Source organism: Halomonas sp. (genome assembly GCF_034520545.1).
Lineage (GTDB): Bacteria > Pseudomonadota > Gammaproteobacteria > Pseudomonadales > Halomonadaceae > Halomonas.
The window spans coordinates 337373-357181 of sequence record NZ_JAXHNN010000003.1 but is presented as its reverse complement, the minus strand read 5'-3'; the positions used below and the strand labels follow the sequence as shown (position 1 = coordinate 357181).

At 59.0% G+C, this 19809-nt stretch carries 18 protein-coding genes and 3 pseudogenes; 6 read left to right on the top strand and 15 right to left on the bottom strand.

The genetic code is table 11. The features are described 5' to 3' along the window. Nucleotides 1-16 precede the first annotated feature (16 nt). From U5L98_RS03695 to U5L98_RS03680, 4 genes and pseudogenes are all read right to left on the bottom strand, one after another. Nucleotides 17-412 (bottom strand): annotated as a pseudogene (locus tag U5L98_RS03695) (IS5 family transposase); the annotation flags it as partial. 187 nt (nt 413-599) lie between these two features. Beyond that, a complete protein-coding gene (locus U5L98_RS03690) occupies nt 600-1361 on the bottom strand; it encodes a PRC-barrel domain-containing protein (RefSeq protein ID WP_322556993.1) in 762 nt (253 codons plus the stop codon). A 289-nt stretch (nt 1362-1650) separates the two neighbouring features. Continuing rightward, a pseudogene (locus U5L98_RS03685) lies at nt 1651-2196 on the bottom strand (DUF4396 domain-containing protein). 584 nt (nt 2197-2780) lie between these two features. Further along, entirely contained in the window at nt 2781-3209 is a 429-nt protein-coding gene (locus U5L98_RS03680) for a hypothetical protein (protein ID WP_322556992.1), read from the bottom strand. A 283-nt stretch (nt 3210-3492) separates the two neighbouring features. Here U5L98_RS03680 and U5L98_RS18660 point away from each other — a divergent pair, with 283 nt between their 5' ends. Both U5L98_RS18660 and U5L98_RS03675 read left to right on the top strand, forming a co-directional pair. Next, a complete protein-coding gene (locus U5L98_RS18660; protein WP_416208168.1) occupies nt 3493-3666 on the top strand; it encodes a response regulator in 174 nt (57 codons plus the stop codon). Between the two features lie 33 nt (nt 3667-3699). Then, complete coding sequence (locus U5L98_RS03675; RefSeq protein WP_322556991.1) at nt 3700-4011, top strand: hypothetical protein; 312 nt, start codon at nt 3700-3702, stop codon at nt 4009-4011. Nucleotides 4012-4089: 78 nt separating this feature from the next. Here the strand turns inward: U5L98_RS03675 and U5L98_RS03670 are convergent, their stop codons facing one another. The 4 genes from U5L98_RS03670 to U5L98_RS03655 all read right to left on the bottom strand — a co-directional run bounded on the left by U5L98_RS03670 (nt 4090) and on the right by U5L98_RS03655 (nt 8025). Beyond that, nucleotides 4090-4374, bottom strand: a complete 285-nt coding sequence (locus U5L98_RS03670; protein WP_322556990.1) for a YrhK family protein — start codon at nt 4372-4374, stop codon at nt 4090-4092. Between the two features lie 91 nt (nt 4375-4465). Further along, nucleotides 4466-5881 (bottom strand): DegQ family serine endoprotease, encoded by a 1416-nt coding sequence (locus tag U5L98_RS03665; RefSeq protein WP_322556989.1) that lies wholly within the window; start codon nt 5879-5881, stop codon nt 4466-4468. A gap of 75 nt (nt 5882-5956) precedes the next feature. After that, nucleotides 5957-7372 carry a HAMP domain-containing sensor histidine kinase gene (locus U5L98_RS03660; protein ID WP_322556988.1) on the bottom strand — a complete coding sequence of 472 codons (1416 nt, stop codon included), beginning with the start codon at nt 7370-7372 and terminating at the stop codon, nt 5957-5959. Next, entirely contained in the window at nt 7369-8025 is a 657-nt protein-coding gene (locus U5L98_RS03655) for a response regulator (RefSeq protein WP_322556987.1), read from the bottom strand. Before U5L98_RS03655 ends, U5L98_RS03660 begins: the two co-directional genes overlap by 4 nt. 262 nt (nt 8026-8287) lie before the next feature. Here U5L98_RS03655 and U5L98_RS03650 point away from each other — a divergent pair, with 262 nt between their 5' ends. Then, nucleotides 8288-8953, top strand: a complete 666-nt coding sequence (locus tag U5L98_RS03650) for a hypothetical protein (protein ID WP_322556986.1) — start codon at nt 8288-8290, stop codon at nt 8951-8953. Between the two features lie 166 nt (nt 8954-9119). On the opposite strand, the gene U5L98_RS03645 is transcribed toward U5L98_RS03650, so the two are convergent. Beyond that, nucleotides 9120-10094: a calcium/sodium antiporter gene (locus tag U5L98_RS03645; protein ID WP_322556985.1), complete on the bottom strand. Its 975-nt coding sequence runs from the start codon at nt 10092-10094 to the stop codon at nt 9120-9122. A gap of 41 nt (nt 10095-10135) precedes the next feature. Further along, nucleotides 10136-10534: pseudogene (locus U5L98_RS03640) on the bottom strand (ATP-dependent zinc protease); the annotation flags it as partial. Between the two features lie 137 nt (nt 10535-10671). Between U5L98_RS03640 and U5L98_RS03635 the strand changes: the two are divergent. Next, nucleotides 10672-11445, top strand: coding sequence for a glycosyltransferase (locus tag U5L98_RS03635; RefSeq protein ID WP_322556984.1), 774 nt, complete (start codon nt 10672-10674; stop codon nt 11443-11445). Here U5L98_RS03635 and U5L98_RS03630 read toward each other — a convergent pair. After that, entirely contained in the window at nt 11433-12470 is a 1038-nt protein-coding gene (locus U5L98_RS03630; protein WP_322556983.1) for a hypothetical protein, read from the bottom strand. The genes U5L98_RS03635 and U5L98_RS03630 overlap by 13 nt on opposite strands. Before the next feature lie 203 nt (nt 12471-12673). Here U5L98_RS03630 and U5L98_RS03625 point away from each other — a divergent pair, with 203 nt between their 5' ends. After that, entirely contained in the window at nt 12674-12898 is a 225-nt protein-coding gene (locus U5L98_RS03625) for an amphi-Trp domain-containing protein (protein ID WP_322556982.1), read from the top strand. Nucleotides 12899-13048: 150 nt separating this feature from the next. Here U5L98_RS03625 and U5L98_RS03620 read toward each other — a convergent pair whose 3' ends face one another. Next, nucleotides 13049-14986, bottom strand: coding sequence for an alkaline phosphatase family protein (locus U5L98_RS03620; protein ID WP_322556981.1), 1938 nt, complete (start codon nt 14984-14986; stop codon nt 13049-13051). A gap of 215 nt (nt 14987-15201) precedes the next feature. Between U5L98_RS03620 and yegS the strand changes: the two genes are divergently transcribed. Beyond that, nucleotides 15202-16104 carry a lipid kinase YegS gene (gene yegS, locus U5L98_RS03615; protein WP_322556980.1) on the top strand — a complete coding sequence of 301 codons (903 nt, stop codon included), beginning with the start codon at nt 15202-15204 and terminating at the stop codon, nt 16102-16104. 149 nt (nt 16105-16253) lie between these two features. Here yegS and U5L98_RS03610 read toward each other — a convergent pair whose 3' ends face one another. The 3 genes from U5L98_RS03610 to U5L98_RS03600 form a co-directional block, all read right to left on the bottom strand. After that, nucleotides 16254-17288, bottom strand: coding sequence for a sodium:calcium antiporter (locus U5L98_RS03610; protein ID WP_322556979.1), 1035 nt, complete (start codon nt 17286-17288; stop codon nt 16254-16256). Between the two features lie 63 nt (nt 17289-17351). Further along, nucleotides 17352-17702, bottom strand: coding sequence for a DMT family protein (locus U5L98_RS03605; RefSeq protein WP_322556978.1), 351 nt, complete (start codon nt 17700-17702; stop codon nt 17352-17354). Between the two features lie 285 nt (nt 17703-17987). Further along, nucleotides 17988-19546 (bottom strand): IS3 family transposase gene (locus tag U5L98_RS03600; RefSeq protein ID WP_322556977.1). Its coding sequence is split into 2 segments (ribosomal slippage): nt 17988-19067 and nt 19070-19546, totalling 1557 coding nucleotides; the frame shifts between segments, so codons are not numbered across the junction. Nucleotides 19547-19809 lie beyond the last annotated feature (263 nt).

Sequence of the window (19809 nt, the reverse complement as noted above, 5' to 3'; positions counted from 1 at the left end):
GGCGGTGGCTATGCACGCCTCGGCTCCGTCCTAGGGCATGGTCTACGGGTTCTTGCTGCCCCCCTTTTTTGCCACCTCCAGAGGCTGCCCGTGTGGTGCGGATCGATGTCGAGTCAATCATCCACGTATCCAGGTCCATCAGGCCATCCTCTCGCAGCCGAAGCTGTAGGCGAGCCAGGATTGCCTCGAAAGTGCCGTCATCTCGCCAGTGTCGGAAGCGGTCATAGACCGTTTTTCAAGGGCCGTAACGCTCCGGGAGGTCGCGCCACTTGGCGCCCGAGCAAAGGATCCAGAAGATGCCGTTCAACACCTGGCGGTAATCGCGGCGGGGGCGCCCCGTCGCCTGCGGCGGTGACACGATATCCTCAATGAGGGCCCAGCCGTTATCGGAGATCTCGTAGCGTCCTGCCATACATCACCTATGCAGCTGCGACATAGGAAAAATTCGCACATCCGACTTTTCGGACAAAACTTAGACTGTGTCATGACCTGCCTCCCTCAATAGTGGCTCTGTGTTCTGGACCCTACCTCAACGTAACCCTCGACATTGAGGAGGGACAGGTCAGTCCACCATGTCTATGGTTCATCAATGGAATCAATCAGTCTTTCCAGAAACTATTATATTTTTTGTACGTGAAGGCCGGCATATCTGAGAGCGCTTCCTTTGAGTAAGGAAGCTCATAGTGCATGGCACTCGGCAACCAGTCATCCGGATGGCCGTAGAAAGGATAAGCATAGGGACCTTTGCCGAATTCAGCGCTCGAAGGCTTCACAACAATGGCCTGCATCACGCCATCTCGGGTGAAAAGCGCATCCGTGATATAGCCTATCCCAGTTTCCTCACCGAGGCTGGCAAAATCATCGATGATGTCGGTGACCTTCCAGATACGCGGCCCCGTCATGACATCGCCTTCCACCGGAGTGCTTTGCTCAAGATCTGCCTTGAAGATATAAGCCTCGTCGACATACTCATTGTTGAACAGGTTGTAATCTTCAATGTTGTCTTCTCGAACCGGCACGCGAACGCCTTCTTTAATAAGTTCAGCCTCTTCCCATGGAATGGAAACGTGCCTGTCGCCGCTCTCCCACATGCCACCGACCTCAGCGATGAGGGTCACAATCTGGTTTTCTTCATCCAAAATAACATTCTCGATCGAACCAACCACATTACCTGTAGCACCTATCGCCTTGGCACTCAGCAAGTTCTCGACCCGGATGCCTCCTTCTTGATAAAGCGCATCGTAACTCCATTCATCCAAAGGGCGAGGGTCATCCTGATTCTGCGCGGCCTGAGCCGTCAGCATGTTGATGGACATGATAGCAAGCGATAGAGTCGATACAGTTATGCCATGTAGCTTCATGATTAACTCCTTGTCGTTTATCCCATTTTAGCATAGTTCATTTCTGGTTTTGGCGTCAATCGGACCTGTTTCACATAAATGTTTTAAAAGCTTTCACTCCTGATTTAAAGCATCTGAATCCGTGAGACCCGTCACCCTAAAGTTCTTCAAACCACTGCTGTGCAAGATAATATAGCGACCATCACCTTTCACCCGGACTGTTCTACGCTCAACGTCAAATTCTGCGACAGTGGTCGCAACCTAACCAGCCATTCCAGCCCCTCAATCATCGGCCAGTGTCGATCCTTAATCAGTGGCAGTGGGCGGACTGCTCCTCATTCCTGGGGTCGCCCATGCCGCCTTTCAGGCCATACCGAATCAGCAGCAGGTTGGCGGGCCACGCGGCAAAGAGCCCAAGTGTCAGCGATACGTAAAGCGATGACCAGAACAGCGCATCGCCCATGGTCGACTGGCCACCCAGATACAGGTCAGTGGTGATGGCCACCGATTCCATCACCACAATGCTGGTGGTTTCCGCCAGAAAGGCACCTTAAAAAGCCTCTTTGAAGGCCATTCCATTCTGCATCATCGGCCCGATGTTGAGGGCAAAGCCGAAGATGTAGGCCAGTGCGAATGTGATAATGGCGGCCCAGAAATTGCCCATCGCAAAGAGCCCAACCGAGATAATCACGCCGAGGACCTCGCCAATGCCGCACCCAGAATAGCAGTGCGCCACGGAGCGAAAGCCCTTCCGGGCGAGGCTGTCAGTCGATATCTGTTTGCGCCCGGAGTAGCGGTAGATCAGCACGCCAATCGGGCCGGAATAGAGGACGGTTAACCCCCAGACCCACTGCATCATTGACGCAATATGGCTGTTTTTTGTACGCAGATCATAAATGACCCAGACCACGCTGGCAGCCACCAGCGCCAGCCAGATGCCCAACCCGGTCCAGGTATCGATAATGTTCTGTATTTGCTCAATCATAAGAGTTACGAAGCTCCGTCACCGAAAAAAGATCGTCTTTTACAGAGACGTGCATCAATAGGGTTCTGTCAAGTAATTCTTTGTTGTTGATTTCATCTGCCCGTTCTCCCGCAGGTTCATTTGCGCAATCGCCCATCCGCTGCTGGGTTTTAAAAAAGGTTCGTTCCGAAACATTGCCCGTTTCTTAAAGGCAGCCGCTACGCTGCCATGAAGCGTACATGGCTGACGCTGTCACCGATATGCTGGTCCGTTACTCCTCCCAGTATCAGGATGAGTGTCGCATCTTAAAAAAAGCGGCCCTGCCGGAGACAGGGCCGCTCAGGACGTTTTCTCGAGTTTAGATCAGATACCGTCATTTTCCTCATTGTCACCGAGAATGATGACGGCATCGGGCATCAATTCAATGTTTTTGAATTCATCGAAGGGTCGCTTAGGTGCCGACCCGGATGCTCTTCTTAGAAATCGAAGACGCCAGCCTCACCGGCATCATCCCACTCGGCCTCATTCCAATGACCATCCTCATTGGCATCGTAGTTGGTGTAGATGCCTTCATAGACTTCCCCTGAGTCGACAAAGCCATCGGCATCGGCGTCCCAGGTATCGTAATCCCAGTCGACGTCCAACTCGGCGAATTCGTCTTCATCCAAAAAGCCATCGTCATTGAGATCCCAGTCGGAATAGGTTCCGACATCGGCCAAGGTACCGTAAAATTCATCCTTGCTCAGCTGGCTATCATCATTAGCATCTTGGAGGCTGAACGAGGCTCCATAGAACTCGTCCTTGTTCAGCTGGCCATCATCGTTGACATCCATGCTGCTGAACGAGGCAAAGGCAGCCGTTGAACTCAATGCTAGTGCTAATCCCAACATCACTTCTTTACGCATGACGCTCTCTCCTTTCATGGCTGAACAAGCTTTTGCGCGTCAGTTCCCGGGCAGGCTGCCCTCCTGACACCGCTAAGATCAGCCGCTAAGATTAACTGAACCTTAGCGCTGGGTAGGATAATCGCCTCTGTCCAGTGCTAAGATAGTAAACAACCGCCCTGCCAGACAGGTAGACTTCGGCCTTGAGGAAATCCCATTGCGTATCCTGCTGGTGGAAGACGATAACATTCTTGGCGATGCCCTCTGCGAGGGATTGCGCCAGGACGGGCATACCGTCGATTAGTTGACCGCCGGTTGTGTAGCCGAGCAGGCGCTGGAAGCCGATGGGTTCGATACCGTTGTACTGGACTTGTCCCTTCCTGGCCGCTCGGGCCTTGATATCCTCGCCTCATGGCGTCGGTCGCAGCATCTCACGCCCGTGCTGGTACTGGCTGCCCGTGAAGGCCCCCGGGATTGAATTGCCGCCCTGCATCTGGGTGCCGATGACTATGTGGTCAAACCCGTCGATCTGGCGGAACTCGAAGCCCGATTGCGCGCGTTGCTGCGTCGCGCCACCGACCATGCCGATAACCGTCTGTCATGTGGCACCCTGATTCTGGATCGTGCCGATCAGATGGTCTGGTGCGCCGACGAGGTTGTTGATCTGTCTGCCTACGAATTTGTCGTGCTCGAGGCGTTGCTGGAGCATCAGGGCGAATGCGCCCGCATGGGGGTCTGCGATGAGGGCCCGGCATTCCCCATGACGAGTTCGTGCGCCTGTTCACCCCTTTCTTCTGTAGTCGTAGCCAGGGCAAGGGGGTGACGGCATTGAACTGGCGATCGTCAAAGCACCACCTCGGTCATGACAAAGGCAAGGTGGATCAAGTCGTCACAAGAGAGTTCAGTTCATCTCCTCTTTCTTCTCGAGATCTTCCACATCCCCCATCGAAGCCAGCCTGATATCACGCCAGGTACGGATGGTGGGTTTGAAGGCAAACAGGACCGAGCCGACGATGAAACACCAGGTCGCACTCGTGTGAAGGCTCTCGTACAGGAACAGTACAGAGCCAACCAGGAAGGCTATTGCTGCACCGAAGTCGACGAAAGTGTAAATCAGCTCCCAGGCGGCGTAGAAGCGCCGTGTGCGTGCGTTATCGTCGCGTCGGTCCCTGTCGAATAGCGCCATGCTGTTGTCCTTTTGCCAGAGATAAAAACACCCCGACGATCCTGGTCGCCGGGGCGAAAGTAACGGTGAATTCAGGGTCACTCAGTCACTGTCAATTACCATTGCCCAACTGCAAGGCCACGAAGTAGCCGCGGCCATCTCGGTTGAGCAGGACAGGCACTGTTTGATCGTCCGGCAGGGTGGTGAGCATCTCCTTCAGCTGATCCGGGCTCTCTACCGGCTGCTGGCCCAGGCTGACCAGCACATCACCGGGACGAATGCCGGCGGCAGCGGCGTGGCCGGTCGGATCGACCTGGGCGATGCGAACCCCGTGCTCGATACCGAGCCGACGCTTCTCCGTGTCATTCAACGGCTGAACCGCGATACCCAGTCGAACCGAGTCGCCGTCGGATTGATCAGGGCCGGCATTTGGCCACTCACCAACCTCCACCGTGATGGTCTCCTGCTGGCCGTCGCGCAGAACGGAGAGCTCAACGTCTTCGCCGGGTACCGTCTCACCGATCAGGCGTGGCAGGGTGGTGGAACGATCCACTTCCTGGCCGTTCACCTCGAGGATGACATCGCCTGCCTGAAGGCCGCTATCGGCCGCGGGGCCGCTGGGCTCGAGCTCGGCGATCAAGGCGCCCTCGGCCTGCTCCATGCCGAAGGACTCTGCCAGGTCCTTGGACACCGGCTGAATGCTGACGCCGAGCCAGCCGCGACTCACATAGCCCTCTTCACGCAGTTGATTGGCGACATCCAGTGCCACATCGATGGGGATGGCAAAGGACAGACCCATGTAGCCGCCACTGCGGGTGAGGATCTGAGAGTTGATGCCCACGACCTCGCCATCCAGGTTGAACAGCGGTCCGCCCGAGTTGCCCGGGTTGATCGCCACATCGGTCTGGATGAAGGGAACGTAGACATCCTGGGGCAGGGTGCGGTTGATGGCGCTGATGATCCCGGAGGTCACGGAGTGGTCGAAGCCGAAGGGCGAGCCGATGGCGGCGACCCACTGACCGACCTTGAGGTCGGTGGACTCACCCAGGTCCAGGGTCGGCAGGTTGTCCGCCTTGATCTTGAGCACCGCCACGTCGGTCTTTTCGTCTGCACCGATAAGCTCCGCCTCGAGCTCGCGGCGGTCGTTGAGGCGCACCAGGATCTCGTCGGCCTCCTTGACCACGTGGGCGTTGGTCATGATGTAGCCATCTTCATCGAAGATGAAGCCCGACCCCAGTGACCGACGCGGCTCGTCACCGCGATTGGGCCCGCCATCAGGCGGCATCGGTAGGCGGTCGCCGAAGAAGTGGCGAAAGATCTCCGGCACCTCCTGCCCGCCGAATTGCCGGGAGGAGGTCATGGCCCTCTCGACCTCGCGGGTGGTGGAGATGTTGACCACCGCCGGCGCGGCCTTTTCGACAAGCTCTGTGAAGTCAGGCAATTGCTGTTGTGCAATAGCAGGCTGTGCGGCCATAAGGAACAGTCCCAGCATCAACAACCAGGAAAGCGTTCGAGTCTTGGGTATCACGAGTGGCTCCTGTCGCATCGAGTGGTTGAAGGATAACAGCGACCGTTGGTCCTGTATGGAGGCTGAAAAGTTCCGTCAAACCGTCGAGATCGCCAAGGGAAGGTAGATTCGAAATTCGGTCCCGCCTTCGTCGGGAGCAACGACCTCGGCCCACCCGCCATGGGCATTCGCTACTGCCTGAACAATCGCCAAACCCAGTCCGTTGCCGCTCTTACCTGATGCGTCGCGTTCACAATGATAAAAAGGATCGAAGACCTTGTCTCGCTCCTTCAGTGGGATACCGGGGCCCTGGTCGATGACCCGAATAATGGCCTGGTCGCACTGCCTGGCCAGGCTTACGTCAACCCTTCCCTGTGGCAGGGAAAACCGTATCGCGTTGGTCAGCAGATTGGCGATCAGCGTGTCGAGCAAGGTGGGATTGCCCTGAACAAAAAGCGGCCGATCGATGCCTTGCATGCGAAACCGGATATCGGGATTGGACGCAACGACATTATCGACAATTTGACGAACCAGATGGCCGAGGTCCAGGGGTTCCATGTCCGGTGGTGGCGCAGCCGGGTCGAGTCGAGCGAGCAGCAGCAACTGCTCGACCAGGGCCGACATATGATCGACAGAGTGTTGAGCCTTGTCGATGGCACCTTGCCGCTTGTCAACGTCCTGGCTTCGACGCGCGACCTGGAGTTGGGCCCGGCATCCGGCCAGCGGAGTGCGCAGTTCATGCCCGGCAGCGGCAGTAAAGGCGCGTTGACGCGTCAACACTTCCTTTACCTTCTGCATCAAGCGGTCAAGCGTAATGATCAGTGGGCGGAGTTCACTGGGGACTTGCGCCGGATCGATATCCAGTGGGCTGGGTGCCAGTGGATCCTGAACGGCGATGGCTTTCTCGAGGCGTCGCAGAGGAGCCAGACCTCGCCACACAGAGAATACCGCCAGCATGGCGAAGACGGGCAGCAGCCAGATGAGAGGTGAGGCAAAATCACGTTGAAGGTTGTCGGCTCTGGTCGTGCCATTGGATTGCAAGATCGCTGCACGGCTGACGAGGCGCTGTCGCCGATCAGCCAGAGTAAAGATGCGCCATTGCTGGTCTTCGATGGTCCTGTCCTCGAAACCCGGTGACGAGTCTCGGGCGGCACCCGGGAAGTCGGGTGTGGTTGCCAGAATGCCCGTGTCGAGCGAGATGATCTCGAAGCTAAGCGGTGTCTCCCGCCCCAGCGTCGATGGGATCGTCAGCACGACCCCACGAGATGGCTCGATTGCCGGCGCTTGATCGCGGGATGCCTTATCAGGCGCTTGTCGAGTATAGAGGCCCAGCAGCAGGGTCGCGGTGGTCTTCAGGCGCTGGTCGATGTCCTGGGATGCCGTATCCTTCACGGTGCTTGTGGTGTTCGACCAGAGCACCACCCAGAGCGTACCCAGCAACGCCAGCAGCCATAGGATCAGCCGTGCGTGCAACCCGATGGTGATCCTTTTCCAGCTGATTAGCGGCTTCATGACACGATCCGATAACCAAGGCCGCGAACCGTCTCGATACGAGACGCACCAATATGCGAACGCAGCTTGTGGATCAGGACATGCAGGCTGTTGCTCTCCGGACCATCGCCCCAGCCATAGAGGCGTGACTCGAGCTGCTCCCGGCTGACGACTCGGCCTGGCCGCTCCAGCAACGCCTCGAGCACGACAAATTCGTAGGCCGACAGATCAACAACCTCGTCAGCGCACCAGACCATGTGATCGGCACGATCCAGAGTCAGGGTGCCACACGACAGACGGTTATCGGCATGGCCTGTGGCGCGACGCAGCAACGCGCGCAACCGGGCTTCGAGTTCTGCCAGGTCGACGGGTTTGACCACATAGTCATCGGCACCCAGATCCAGGGCCGCAATGCAATCCCGCGTGCCTTCACGGGCAGTCAATACCAGCACGGGCGTGAGATGCTGCGACCGACGCCATGAAGCGAGGATATCAAGGCCAGAGCGACCAGGAAGGGACAAGTCCAGCACGATGGTATCGAAAGTATCGGCTTCCAACGCCTGTTCAGCCACACGACCATCGGTCAACCAATCGACGGTATGTCCGTCCTGCCGCAACCCCTCGCAGAGGCCATCGCCAAGAATGTCATCGTCTTCCACGACCAGAATTCGCACGTCGTTCACTCTTGAGAGCAGGGTGATTGGGGATAGAACTCACCTTAGCATCCCGGAGGTGGCCGAGTCTGCCCAACATTACACCGAACCGCCCACCGCATGCCGCATGCCGCATGCCGAGAATCCAGAAAGCAACCGATCTTCGTACCGCTAAGGTTCGATTAATGTTTGGCCCTGATGCTGTGCGTATGGGTTTCGAACTGGCCCATTACTGAAACGCGAGATCAATGCTGTGTTCGATCAACGTAATGGAGGTTTTTTCATGAAAATGCAAAAGACTCGGATGGCATTCATGCTCACTATCACGGCTGCTGCCACCATGGCACCGGTCATGGTACTCGCTGCGGAATCGCCCTATACCAAACCCGATGACACCTGGATCAACTTGAGCGGTACCGCCGTGGATACCGGCCCCAGCAGCTTCGTTCTAGATTACGGGAAAGGCACTATCACGGTCGAGATGGATGACTGGAGTTGGTACGAAAAAGATGGATATGGGCTCATCGAGGGTGACAAGGTCACGGTCTATGGCAAGGTAGATGACGGGATAGCCGAAATGGCCAAGATCGAGGCTGGGAGCGTCTACGTCGAGAGTCTGGGCTCCTACTTCTACGCCGACAGTGCCGATGAGGAAGATCTACGTTACAACGTCGTGACACCCATCGTCCCGGCGTATATGGAGCTCACAGGCACCGTCACCAGTGCCAGCGAGTTCGAATTCACCATCGACACGGATCTCCAGCAGATGACAGTCGATACCACTTCCCTGAGTTACGATCCTCTCGATGAAAAAGGGTTCCAACAGATCAACGAAGGCGATCTCGTCACGGTGACCGGTGATCTGGATACCGACCTTGTGGAAAACATGGAGCTGATGGCAGATTCCATCGTCATCCTTGATGATCAAGAAGAGGATACTAGCAGCTAAGTAACTCTCGTTCTCGCCATCGAAGTGCCCCGTCTGTTGGCGGGGCAATTTGTGCGTCACGACTCTAGTCAGCAGGTGGGGCCGGGCATGATGGGGATCGGACTCCAGGCTCGAGAGCCAAAATTCGTAACGTAAACTCTCACCCGCCCTGGTGTTCCATAACTGATCAGGCTGTTAGCACGGCGTTGACCAGCCAGCCATTGTAGACCACCAGCCCCAGCAGCAGTGCGCTGGCCTCGATGCGATTGATGCGCCCCTCGCCGCGAAACCCATAGCCCATGACGAACAGGCTCACGATCATCGCCATCATCACCGGCCAGTCACGCAGCATGATATCCGCTGAAAGGGCTTCCATCGGTGCGATGACACCGGCGATACCCACCACCGCCAGAAGATTGAACATGCAGGAGCCGACGACATTGCCCATGGCGATATCGTGTTCTCCCTTGCGTACCGCGGCAATCGATGACGCCAGTTCAGGCAGCGAGGTGCCGAGAGCGACGATGGTCAGGCCAATGATCAGATCGCTCACGCCCAGGGCACTTGCCACGGAGACGGCGCCCCACACCAGCATCCGCGAGCTCACCAATAGCAGGGCCAGGCCAACCACGAGCCACAGGATGGCCCGGCCAAGTGTCATGGCATGCGTGGAGAGCTCCTGTTCGGTCTCCGCGGCCAGCGGGTCATCCTTGCCACGCAGTGCCGTCCAGATCGTCCAGCCCATCAGGGCGAAGAATCCCAGCAGCAGCAGCAATGACTCCAGTCGGCTGAGCTGGCCGTTCCAGAACAGCACCCCGGCCACGGTCCCAAACAGCAAGAGCAGCGGCAGTTCACGGCGGATGATCGTCGAATGCACCGCGATCGGCACGATCAACGCCGTCACTCCGATGATCAAGCCAACGTTGTAGATGTTGGAGCCCAGCGCGTTGCCGAGTGCCAGGTCGGGGTTGCCATCCAGGGCCGCCATGATGGAGACGACAATTTCAGGGGCCGAGGTGCCGAACCCGACGATCACCATGCCGATCACCAGAGAGGGCAGTCCGAGGTGTCCGGCCACCGCCGCGGCACCCTCGACGAAGCGGTCGGCACTCCACAGGAGCAGCACGATCCCCAGGATGATGGCCAGAATCGGTAACAGCACAGCGTCTCCTCAATGGTTGCAAGTGGCATGACAGCGGCCCGTTAGATACCGATGTCTTCGTCGTCGTCATGGTCGGCATGGCGAATCAGCTGGCTATCCTCATCACAGTCCGGGTCATGCACGAAGGTTCGCGTGACATCGACCGCCCCCAGGCTCTGGATGGTGCGACGTCCCAGCAGGACTGGATAGTTCATGTCGTCGCGATCCTCCAGGCTGAACTGCTCTTCATGGAGGGTCTGGCCCATGCAGATCGTCATCAGCACCACGGGGCGATGGTCCTCCCCACCGGCGCCGCTGACCACCAGGTCACGAAATACCGCGCGTTCGAAGGTGCGTGATACTACCTCATCCGTGTCCTCATCCTCGACCTCGACGGTGAAACGCACCCAATCTTCGCCGTCATGTTCGAAGGTCTCGATCTTTTCGGCCTGCATCGAGGAGGTGGGGGCCCCTCAGGGTTCGAGGGTCGCCGTTTCCACCCAACCGTAGGTTGGCTTGTCGGCCCCCATGGCAGCGTCTGTCAGCCCTGCGGCGGCGAGCAGTGTGGAGGTATAACATATTGATCTAATAAATTTTATTGCTGGTTTTCTCCTTGACTAGAAGGCCATTTTGCGCGTCTGGCGCGGCGTCTGCGTCGCCGTGCTGCCAGGCACTGGCTAGTCATCGCGCCGAGGAGCCCCGGGTCGCCGCCGTACAGAACTTCAACGGCAGTGACTTTTCCTTGCCGGTACCGATTCCCGGGCAACTCTATGAAGCCATCGAGGCTTTCGAGCCCGATATCGTGCATTCCCATCATCCCTTCCTGCTGGGCGATACGGCCTGTCGCGCCGCCGAGACCTATGGACTGCCGCTGGTGTTCACGCACCATACCCTCTACGAACACTACACCCACTATGTCCCGGGGGACTCTCCCCGGATGCAGCGCTTCGCTACCTCCTTGGCCGCGCAGTACACTTGGCTGTGCGATGCCGTCATCGTCCCCAGCGAGAGCATTGGTCAACTGCTCCTCGAGCGTGAGGGTAATCCGGCCATCAGCGTGGTCCCCAGTGGGGTCGCAACAGCACGTTTCGCCCAGGGGAATCGGCGCAACTGGCGTGAGCGTCTCGGGATAAATCAACAGTCCTACGTGATCGGGCATGTAGGTCGACTGGCTCAGGAGAAGAATCTGGCATTTCTTGCCGAGGCAGTTAGCCGAGCCCTGCATGATTGCCCGGCTGCCCATTTCCTCGTGGTGGGTGAGGGAGAGGCTCAACCCAGCATGGCGAGCGTTGCCAAGTCGCTGATTTGTGGTACAGGGCCCGGCACATCACCCGCCAGATATCTCCTGCCCGCCCGGGGTCAGGAAATATGAAGCAGGGTATAGGGCGCCTCGCAGGCGTGACGTTCGTCGCGTTCATCGAGACTGCCCAGTCCCAGGTGACGGTCATTGTCGTAGGCGACGAACAGCCGCTCATGATCCAGCACGGCCAGGCCCTCGGCCTTGTGCTCGAACTCCAGTGGGGAACCATCCGGTGTAGTCACCAGCGAGGGGTTTCGTGACGTGTGCAGGTCCTCGAGGTGCATCTCCCAGAGGTAACCGCCGATGTGGGGCACCCCGTCCTGCTCTGTCTCGAAACTGGTCAGCAGGTAGAGCCGGGCATGGTAGGGATCGTACTCCAGGCTCGAGAGACCGCATTCGTACCGCACACTTTCGTGGTGGCCCGGATCGAAGGCATAGAACTCCCGCACCTCGTCGATGAAGTTGAGATTGCCCCGATCGGTGATCTCGTAATGGGCCCCCACCAGCCGGCTGACATAGGAGAAGTCATCGTGGGACTGGCCCTGCTCGCGGATACCGAACAGCAGCAGGCCATCGCCATGCTCACCGGGAATCGCCGCCAGGCCCTCGATCTTGTAATACGGGAAGCCGATACCCTGATCGAGCTTGTTGCGCAGCTCCAGCGACCCTTCCACACCGTCACGCGGATCCGGGTCCACCACCTGCACCTTATCCGGTTCACCCAGCGGCCAGATCAGCAGGTGGTTATAGGCATTGAGATCATGGCTGACATCATCGATGCGATCGAATCCCGTGGTGGCCAGTACATGACGACCATCGGCGGTGAGGGCGAAGTCCTCGTACTTGACCGCCTGCTTGATGAGCGGCGTCGTGAAGTACTCGAGCTCGCGGTCATCCGGTCCGTCCGGCCGCATGGGCAGCGCGAAGACAGCGGAACGCTCCTCGCCGGGAATCGGCTTGTCGCTGGCCAGGATCAATCGCTTGCCGTCGTACACGACCGCTGACACCTCGGCGTTGACCGGCTTCCCCCTCTCGTCCCGCAGGCCGACGGGGAAGCAGTGGATGGTGCCTTGCTGCAGAATGGTAGCGCTCGTCATGGCGGTGGGTCCTCTAACTATCGCGAATGCGGGAGAGCTTACTAGGCATCAGCACGAGGAGTCGAACTCCCCAGAGCGCCCCGTGCACGCAGGTTGCAACGAGACAGGGATGCCGAGTAGAAAGTGTCGTAGCCGTGTTAGATTAGATATTCGACTGCTTGCGCCTATGGCGCTGGCGGAACCCCATCACCGAGGAGAGACACATGGGATCCAAAGGCGAGAGAGACGTAGAAAAGGACTACCCGAAAGCCGACTTCGTGGCCAAGCTACGGCGGCTGGCCGATGCCATCGAGAACGGCGATCGGTTCGAGATTCAGATTGCCGGCGAGCGCATCTATGTCCCCGTCCGGGCCGAATTCAGCATCGAACACGAACGATCAGATGATGAAGAGGAGATAGAGTTTCAGATCAAATGGCAAAATGAATAGATCGGATAATCTGATCGTATGGTCGCCTCTCCCTCAGCGATAAAACCGTAACAGCGCTTGCAGCACCTGAGTCGAATCAAGCGGCGGGACGGCCTGCAATGTGCTAGTTCTACCATGAACGGCGATGTTTAAGCTGAATGCCGGTGGTGCTCATCTCTCCGATTGACGGTCGGGAAACACCACATCGAAGCCGCGGCCATCGAGCTGGCGGATGTCGCTGGGCCTTCCCTGATCATCGAGTTCCACCAGGCCGATGCCGCTGCCATTCCACAGTCGTTCGCCGGCCTTGGCGCGATCCGGGTCGCGCGGGGTGATTTCCATCCGCCGGCGCTTGGTGAACCAGTTGAGCGGCGAACGCGGCGCATAGAGCCAGCGGTTGGCGCGGTCGAACCAGTCGAGCAGGGTGTCGGGGAAGGCATTCTTGATGCCGCTGGAGGTGATCTGCCAGAGCCTGGGGCCCTCGCGACGGTGACGAATGCGGATGTCGTAGGCGAAGGAGTAGTGCACGTCGCCGGAGAGAATCACATAGTGCCCGGGAGTGCGGGAATGGCGGAAGATGTTGAGCATCACGCTGGCCGCCCCGCGATGGGCCATCCAGTTCTCGGCATCCACCATCAGCGGCTTGCCGGCCAGGGTGAAGAGCTTCTGGATGACCTCGATCAGCTTGACGCCGAACATCGGAGCCGGCGAGACGATCACCACCGAGGGAGCATCGAGAACCTGCTGCTGTAGCTCCGAGAGGGCCTCCCAGTCCATCAGGCCGGAGGGGCGTTTCGGGCTGCGCTCGCTGCGCCAGCGTCGGGTCCGGGTATCCAGAATCACCAGTTTGGGATCGCCCTCGACCTGTACCTCCCAGCCCTGGAAGCGCTGCAAGTCATCGATCACGGCATCCTGGTCTTCGGCGGGTAGCCAGCCATCTTTCGCCTGGGCGGTTTCCAGCAGCTCGGCCACGGCATCCAGCGGCTCGACCAGCCGATCAGGATCATTGCCCCAGCCCTGGCAGAGCAGATAGGCCAACAGGGCGTTGCCGATGATCCGCTTCGAGAAGGGGTGGCCGTAGGCGGTGCGCTCCCAGTCGGCGCTGAGGTTCCAGTCGTCGGTAATGTCGTGATCATCGAAGATCATCAGCGAAGGCAGATGAGCCAGCAGCCGGGCCCCGGCGGGGAGTCCCTCGACGAAGTGCTCGATGACCGTCCGTTCTCGCTGGAAGAGCGCAGACTTTTCCTCATCCAGTGGCGGCCGAGCGATCTCGATCAATCGCCAGGGCAACGGCGACCAGGTCAGCAGATACATGGCGATGACCTCGGCGAAGGTCATCAAGTGGTTGTGGGCGTTGGCTGAGGTGAAGACCGGCTTGCGCACGCCGCCGAAGAAGCGTTCGCGCAGGTCGGCACTGCTCTCGACATCCGGCAGCAGCGCCTCGCGGCGGTAGTAGGTCGCCTCGCTGCCATAGAGCCCCTGGCTGTCGGCGACGGTGGCGCCCTCCAGGGACTCGTCGAAGAGGCCCAGGCGGCGGATCAGCGCGTGAATGGCCACCAGCAGGGGGCCGGCGACGTCGTCGGCGTAGACCTGGTCGCCGGTCATCAGCAGCCAGGCGGGCCAGGCCTCGGGCGTCTCGCGGCGTTCGGCCAGCCAGGCATCGGCGCGCACCAGACCGTCGGGCCCATCGTAATGGGGGCGACGACAGGAGCCGTGGAGCAGGCGCCGATGATCGCCGGCGAGGACGAAGCAGGGATACGTCGCGCCCTCGTGCAGCAGGTGGGGTGCCCAGTCGGCGATGCCGCTGCCGCCCTCATCGGTAGCCATCTTCAAGTCATAGTCGATATACACGCCCAGAGGTAGGGGGGTATCCAGCGCCACGTCGATCAGGTGTAGCCAGGCATGCTTGCCGAGGGGCAGACGCCTCAGGCGCTTGTCGTTGAGGTTCAGCCGGCGCGGCGGATGACCGCTCGGGTGCAGCATCAGGCTGAGGTCGAGGGGCCGAGTGCCCACCAGCCAGATCACCAGCCGCTGCGGCGAGATACGTCTGAGCAATGGGCCCGCGAGAACGTCCGGCAAGGGGGCATCTGAATTGGCATCAAGCGTCATCTATGGCCTCAGTGAAGGGTCGGTCGGTAATGAATCGCGCCAGCATGGATTGAACGGCAGATTGAAACATACACGTTGCTGGTACTGATCGTTTCGACAAGACAGACAGTGTAGGGAAGTCGTAATCTGAATGGCATTCATGATTCGACACATGCCGTCATAGTGGGTGTTGGTGTCATGCTCGGGATGAGGCGATGAAGGCGAGAGGAGCGCGAATGACCAGGTTGATCCTCAATGGCAAGGTGGCGCAACTGCCGGCGGTGAGGGAGGCGGTCTTCGCTCGCCGTGAGGCGGGCGACAATATCGAGGTCAGGGTAACCTGGGAGCAAGGCGATGCTGCCTGCATGGCACAGCAGGCCGGGCAAGAAGGAGCCGAGCGGGTGATCGCCGGCGGCGGTGACGGTACGGTCAACGAGGTGGTCAACGGCCTGATGCGTCTGCCAGCCGAGCAGCGTCCCGGGTTGGGGATCCTACCGCTGGGCAGCGCTAACGATCTGGCTACGTCGCTGGGGCTGCCGCTGAATAGCAACAACGCCTTGGTCTCGGCCCTTCATCTTCCCATGCGGCGCATCGATGTGCCGCGACTGGACGACTGGCACTTCCTCAACATGGCCACCTGTGGCTTCGGTGCCGATATCACCTCCTCCACCCCTAAAGCACTCAAGCGCCTGCTCGGTGGCGGGGCTTACTCGCTGATCGGCGCCGTCAAGGCCTGGGACTACCAGCTCTACCCCGCGGTGCTGCGCTGGGAGGGGGGCGAGCGCCGCACCGAGGCCTTCATGCTGGCCATCGGCAATGGCCGGCAGTCGGGCGGTGGCCAGGCGCTTACGCCTCAGGCCATGCTGGATGATGGTCAGCTCGATGTGCTGCTGTTGCACGATATCGGTTCACTGTCAGAGCTGCACGCCATGCGCCACGAGCTGGCATCGCGCCCTGCGCAAGGGCGCTACGTCGATGCCTTCCGCACGGACGGACTCACCTTCGAGGCGGAGGAGGCGTTGCCGGTAACGCTGGATGGAGAAGCCTTGCATCGACAAAGCTTCCAGGTAGCCATCAGCAAAGACGCACTGGCGCTGGCAGCACCACCGGATTGCCCGCTCTTCTCTTACTCGTCTTGAGGCCATGAATCGCTCCCAGGCCGAGGACTGACGGCAATCCCCCATGGTGACACTTCACTCTTTTCGACAAGTGCAGCATGAGTCGACATCGTTTGTTCTCAAGGAATCCGACACCTCAGGGTGCCGTCATGCGGCCTACTTTGAGGTGATCAGGCCGTGGGCGGCAGGCTGGGTACCCAGTCGAACATCCCGAACGTCTCCGCTCCGATCCAGACGATAAAGGCCACGTAGATTACCAGCAGGGCGATACACTCCCACCGGGAGAGGACCATCTTTGTGCGCATCATCAAAAACAGGACGACTGTGGCTGCGGTGAGTGCCGCCATCATCGGGGCGGCGATGGAAAAGTTGATGGCGGCAGTACCGGCGATCAGCACCCCCGCGGGAATGCACACCAGAAGGTCGAAAGTGTTGCTGCCAAGCACGTTGGCAATGCTGGTGATGCCACGGCCACGACGGGCGGCGCGAATCGACACGAAGGCATCCGGGATCGAGGTGCCGGCGGCCACCACGGTGATGCCCCACAGGAAGCTCGGGGTACCGAAGATGTCGCCGAAGTTGATAGCGGCTCGCACCAGCCCCTCCACGCCGATCACGATCACCACCAGAGAGAGTGCCAGCAGACCCCACTCCCGGCCAGGGCGGATGTCGCGGGTGTCCACCTCCGTCTTGTAATCGAGTGTGTCCTGGTACTGAACGAACAGGTAAAGCCCGTAGAGGGCCACCGGCATCAAAGCCAGAGGGCGAGTCAACTCACCGCGAATGGCGCCGTCGGTGCCGGAAAGCGGCTGGTAGATAACGGCAAAAGAGAAGGTAAGGGTCAGCACCGCCACCGCGATCATGTAGAACTGCGCTTCCTTGTAGACCAGGTCACGGTTGGACTGCAGCGGCTCGGGGCTGGTCAATCCCGACAGAGCGGGTATCACCAGGATGTTGAACAACGCCGACCCGACGATGGCGGCCACGCCGAGCTCGAATTCACCGTGCACAAGGGTCGATATCACCGTGGTCGAGAGTTCGGGAAAGCTCGATCCCACCGCCACTACAATCGCCCCCTGTACGATGTCCGGTAGCCGGTAGAAGGCCGCCAGGCGTTCGCTGGCTTGCTCCAGCAACCCGCTGCCGCGCCACACGATTGCCGTAGACACCACCGCCACTAGCGTCCAAATCAGCACTTCAGGCATGGTCTTCTCCTGCTGTGTACTACCCCAACATGAACGAAAAAGGCTCAAGCCTGCCTGGCCTTGTTATGCCAAATTTCCTCGAAACATGAAGTAAACAGCCCCAACCATGCAAAGTCCAGCCCAGAGAAAATCGATCTTAATAGGTTCTTTCATATAAAGTATGGCGAATGGGACAAACACACTAAGCGTGATGACCTCTTGTAGAATTTTGAGCTGACCTAGCGTCAGGACTGTAAAGCCAACACGGTTAGCCGGTACCTGGAACAGGTATTCCAAAAGCGCTACTCCCCAACTTAATAACGCTGCCACTATCCATGGCTTGTCGCTTAACTCCTTCAAATGAGCGTACCATGCAAACGTCATAAATACGTTGCTTACTGTAAGTAGTGCGACTGTAGTCAGTATGGGGTTCACGTTATCCTCAAGGCACTAATTTAATAACAAATGGGGCATTATACTGCCAAATTTATTATTGTCATGAATGCGTAATCACGCTCAATAATGTTATTTAGTTCATCATCTCCACGGCCCAAATTCCTGAAATTCCAACTATGTTATATATAGCTTGCGGACACAAATCTAATCACCTTGCGTCCGAACAAAACGGCTGAACGCGCTAGTTACCTTCGCCAATATGGTCGCTTTGGGTCGATATCGGAGCCTGTCAACATAGTTGGCACATGAAATGACTATGGCTCTTTAAAAACCTGCGGCCTCTGGCACCGCCTCCCGCTCGGGATTGAGGTGCACCACTTCTGGCAAGCTGAGGTCTCGGATGTCACCTGACCACCGCTCCGGGTAGCGCTGCTTCGCGGCCTCAAAGACTTCCCTGCGCTGTGCCAGAATGCCTTCGGCTTCGCCGCTATGTCGCTGTGCTGGGGTGACGTAGCGAAGGGCACTGTGGCGGTGCTCATGGTTGTACCACTCGATAAATTTCTGGACCCAGTCCTGGGCCTCGATCAGGGTCGCGAAGCCGTCGACGGGGAAGCCCGGCCGGTACTTCAGCGTCTTGAAGGCTGACTCGGCAAAGGCGTTGTCGTTGCTGACCCGTGGCCGGCTATACGACGTGTTGATGCCCAGGTCATACAGCTTCTCCAGGAAGGTCGCCGCCTTCATCGGGCTACCGTTATCCGAGTGGAGAATCAATGGCTTATGAAGGTCCGTCAGGCGCTCACGCCAGCACGTCTTCTGGATCAGCTCAGCAGCCAGTTCGCCGGTCTCAGCTTCATAGACCTCGTGCCCGACGATCTTGCGGCTGTAGACATCCATGATCAGGTACAGATACCACCAGGTGCCACGCGCAGGGCCGGGTAACCAGCTGATATCCCAACACCAAAGCCGATTTGGCGCCGTGGCCTGATGTGTCGTCGGCTGCCGCTTTCGCTGCGGGGCCTGCTGGCGGCCCCGGTGGTGTTGCTGGCCGACTTCATGAAGGACTCGGTACATCGTCGACTCCGACGCCAGGTAGCGCCCTTTGTCCGCCTGATCGGCCACGATGAAGGCCGGAGGGCGGCTTCGATATTCCGGGGCGTTGCAGAGCGCCACAACCGCCTCTCGCTCCTTGGGAGTCAGCTTGTTGGCCGGCTCCGGGCGGTCGGCATCGGGGCGTCGATCCGCCGCCACCTCGCCTTCGGCGACCCAGCGATAGTAGGTGCGGACGTTAATGCCCATCACCTGACAGGCCTTGGCCAGCCGAGCACCGTCACGCTGGGCGTCTTGCACCAGGGTCACGATGCGCTGGCGATCCGGGAGGCTGGTCAGTCGTCCTCGTCGTTGGTCGTGCCCCAGATCGCCTCGGCCTTTTTTGACAGGATCATCAGCGCCGCCGCCTCGGCCAGCGCCTTGTCCTTGCGGTGCAGCTCACGCTCTAGCTTACGGAGCCGCTTCTGCTCCTCCTTGCGTGCCTGTCGGAGCTGCTTGGCCTGCGCTGCCGCATCATCGTTGGCGTTCATGCAGGCATCCCGCCAGGCCTCCACCTGCTCGGGGTAGAGCCCACGCTCGCGGCAATAGGCGCTGACTTCGGCCTCGTTCATCGGGGCCGTCTCCAGGACGATCTGGAACTTCTCCTGGCTAGTCCACTGATCGGGCTTGGTGGAACGTGATGGCAAAACCTGTCCTCGTGCTCTGGCCTGTTTCCGCCAATTGTAGAGGGTTGTCGCTGTGATGCCTTCCTGTTCAGCCAGTTCCGGGATGGTCAGGCTCATGGGCGGTGCCATCTTCTGGAGGATGGCTTCCTTACGCTCTGCGGGGTAACGCATGTTGATCACCTCTCAACTGGTTTAGGTGACAACTACGTTGACAGATAGGGACGTGGTGGCCGTTCTTGCGGGTGATGACGATCGGCTCGCCCTTCTCGTACACCGTGTCGCACAGCTCCTTGAGGTTACGACGTGCCTTGCCAAGGGAAAGAGAATCGCTAGCCATGGCATCCAACTCCTGTCGTTTATGCCCTTCAGTCTAGGCACACAGGCGAATAGAACCAATCACGTCATTAGCTTGTGGGAGCCGAGAGGCGGGGCCG

Excerpts from the sequence above, each read along its gene's own strand:
- U5L98_RS03660 (WP_322556988.1), bottom strand. The coding sequence starts at position 7,372 with ATGAAGCCGCTAATCAGCTGGAAAAGGATCACCATCGGGTTGCACGCA.
- yegS (WP_322556980.1), top strand. The coding sequence starts at position 15,202 with ATGACCAGGTTGATCCTCAATGGCAAGGTGGCGCAACTGCCGGCGGTG.
- U5L98_RS03610 (WP_322556979.1), bottom strand. The coding sequence starts at position 17,288 with ATGCCTGAAGTGCTGATTTGGACGCTAGTGGCGGTGGTGTCTACGGCA.
- U5L98_RS03630 (WP_322556983.1), bottom strand. The coding sequence starts at position 12,470 with ATGACGAGCGCTACCATTCTGCAGCAAGGCACCATCCACTGCTTCCCC.
- U5L98_RS03670 (WP_322556990.1), bottom strand. The coding sequence starts at position 4,374 with ATGGCGCTATTCGACAGGGACCGACGCGACGATAACGCACGCACACGG.
- U5L98_RS03680 (WP_322556992.1), bottom strand. The coding sequence starts at position 3,209 with ATGCGTAAAGAAGTGATGTTGGGATTAGCACTAGCATTGAGTTCAACG.
- U5L98_RS03620 (WP_322556981.1), bottom strand. The coding sequence starts at position 14,986 with ATGACGCTTGATGCCAATTCAGATGCCCCCTTGCCGGACGTTCTCGCG.
- U5L98_RS03690 (WP_322556993.1), bottom strand. The coding sequence starts at position 1,361 with ATGAAGCTACATGGCATAACTGTATCGACTCTATCGCTTGCTATCATG.
- U5L98_RS03650 (WP_322556986.1), top strand. The coding sequence starts at position 8,288 with ATGAAAATGCAAAAGACTCGGATGGCATTCATGCTCACTATCACGGCT.
- U5L98_RS03625 (WP_322556982.1), top strand. The coding sequence starts at position 12,674 with ATGGGATCCAAAGGCGAGAGAGACGTAGAAAAGGACTACCCGAAAGCC.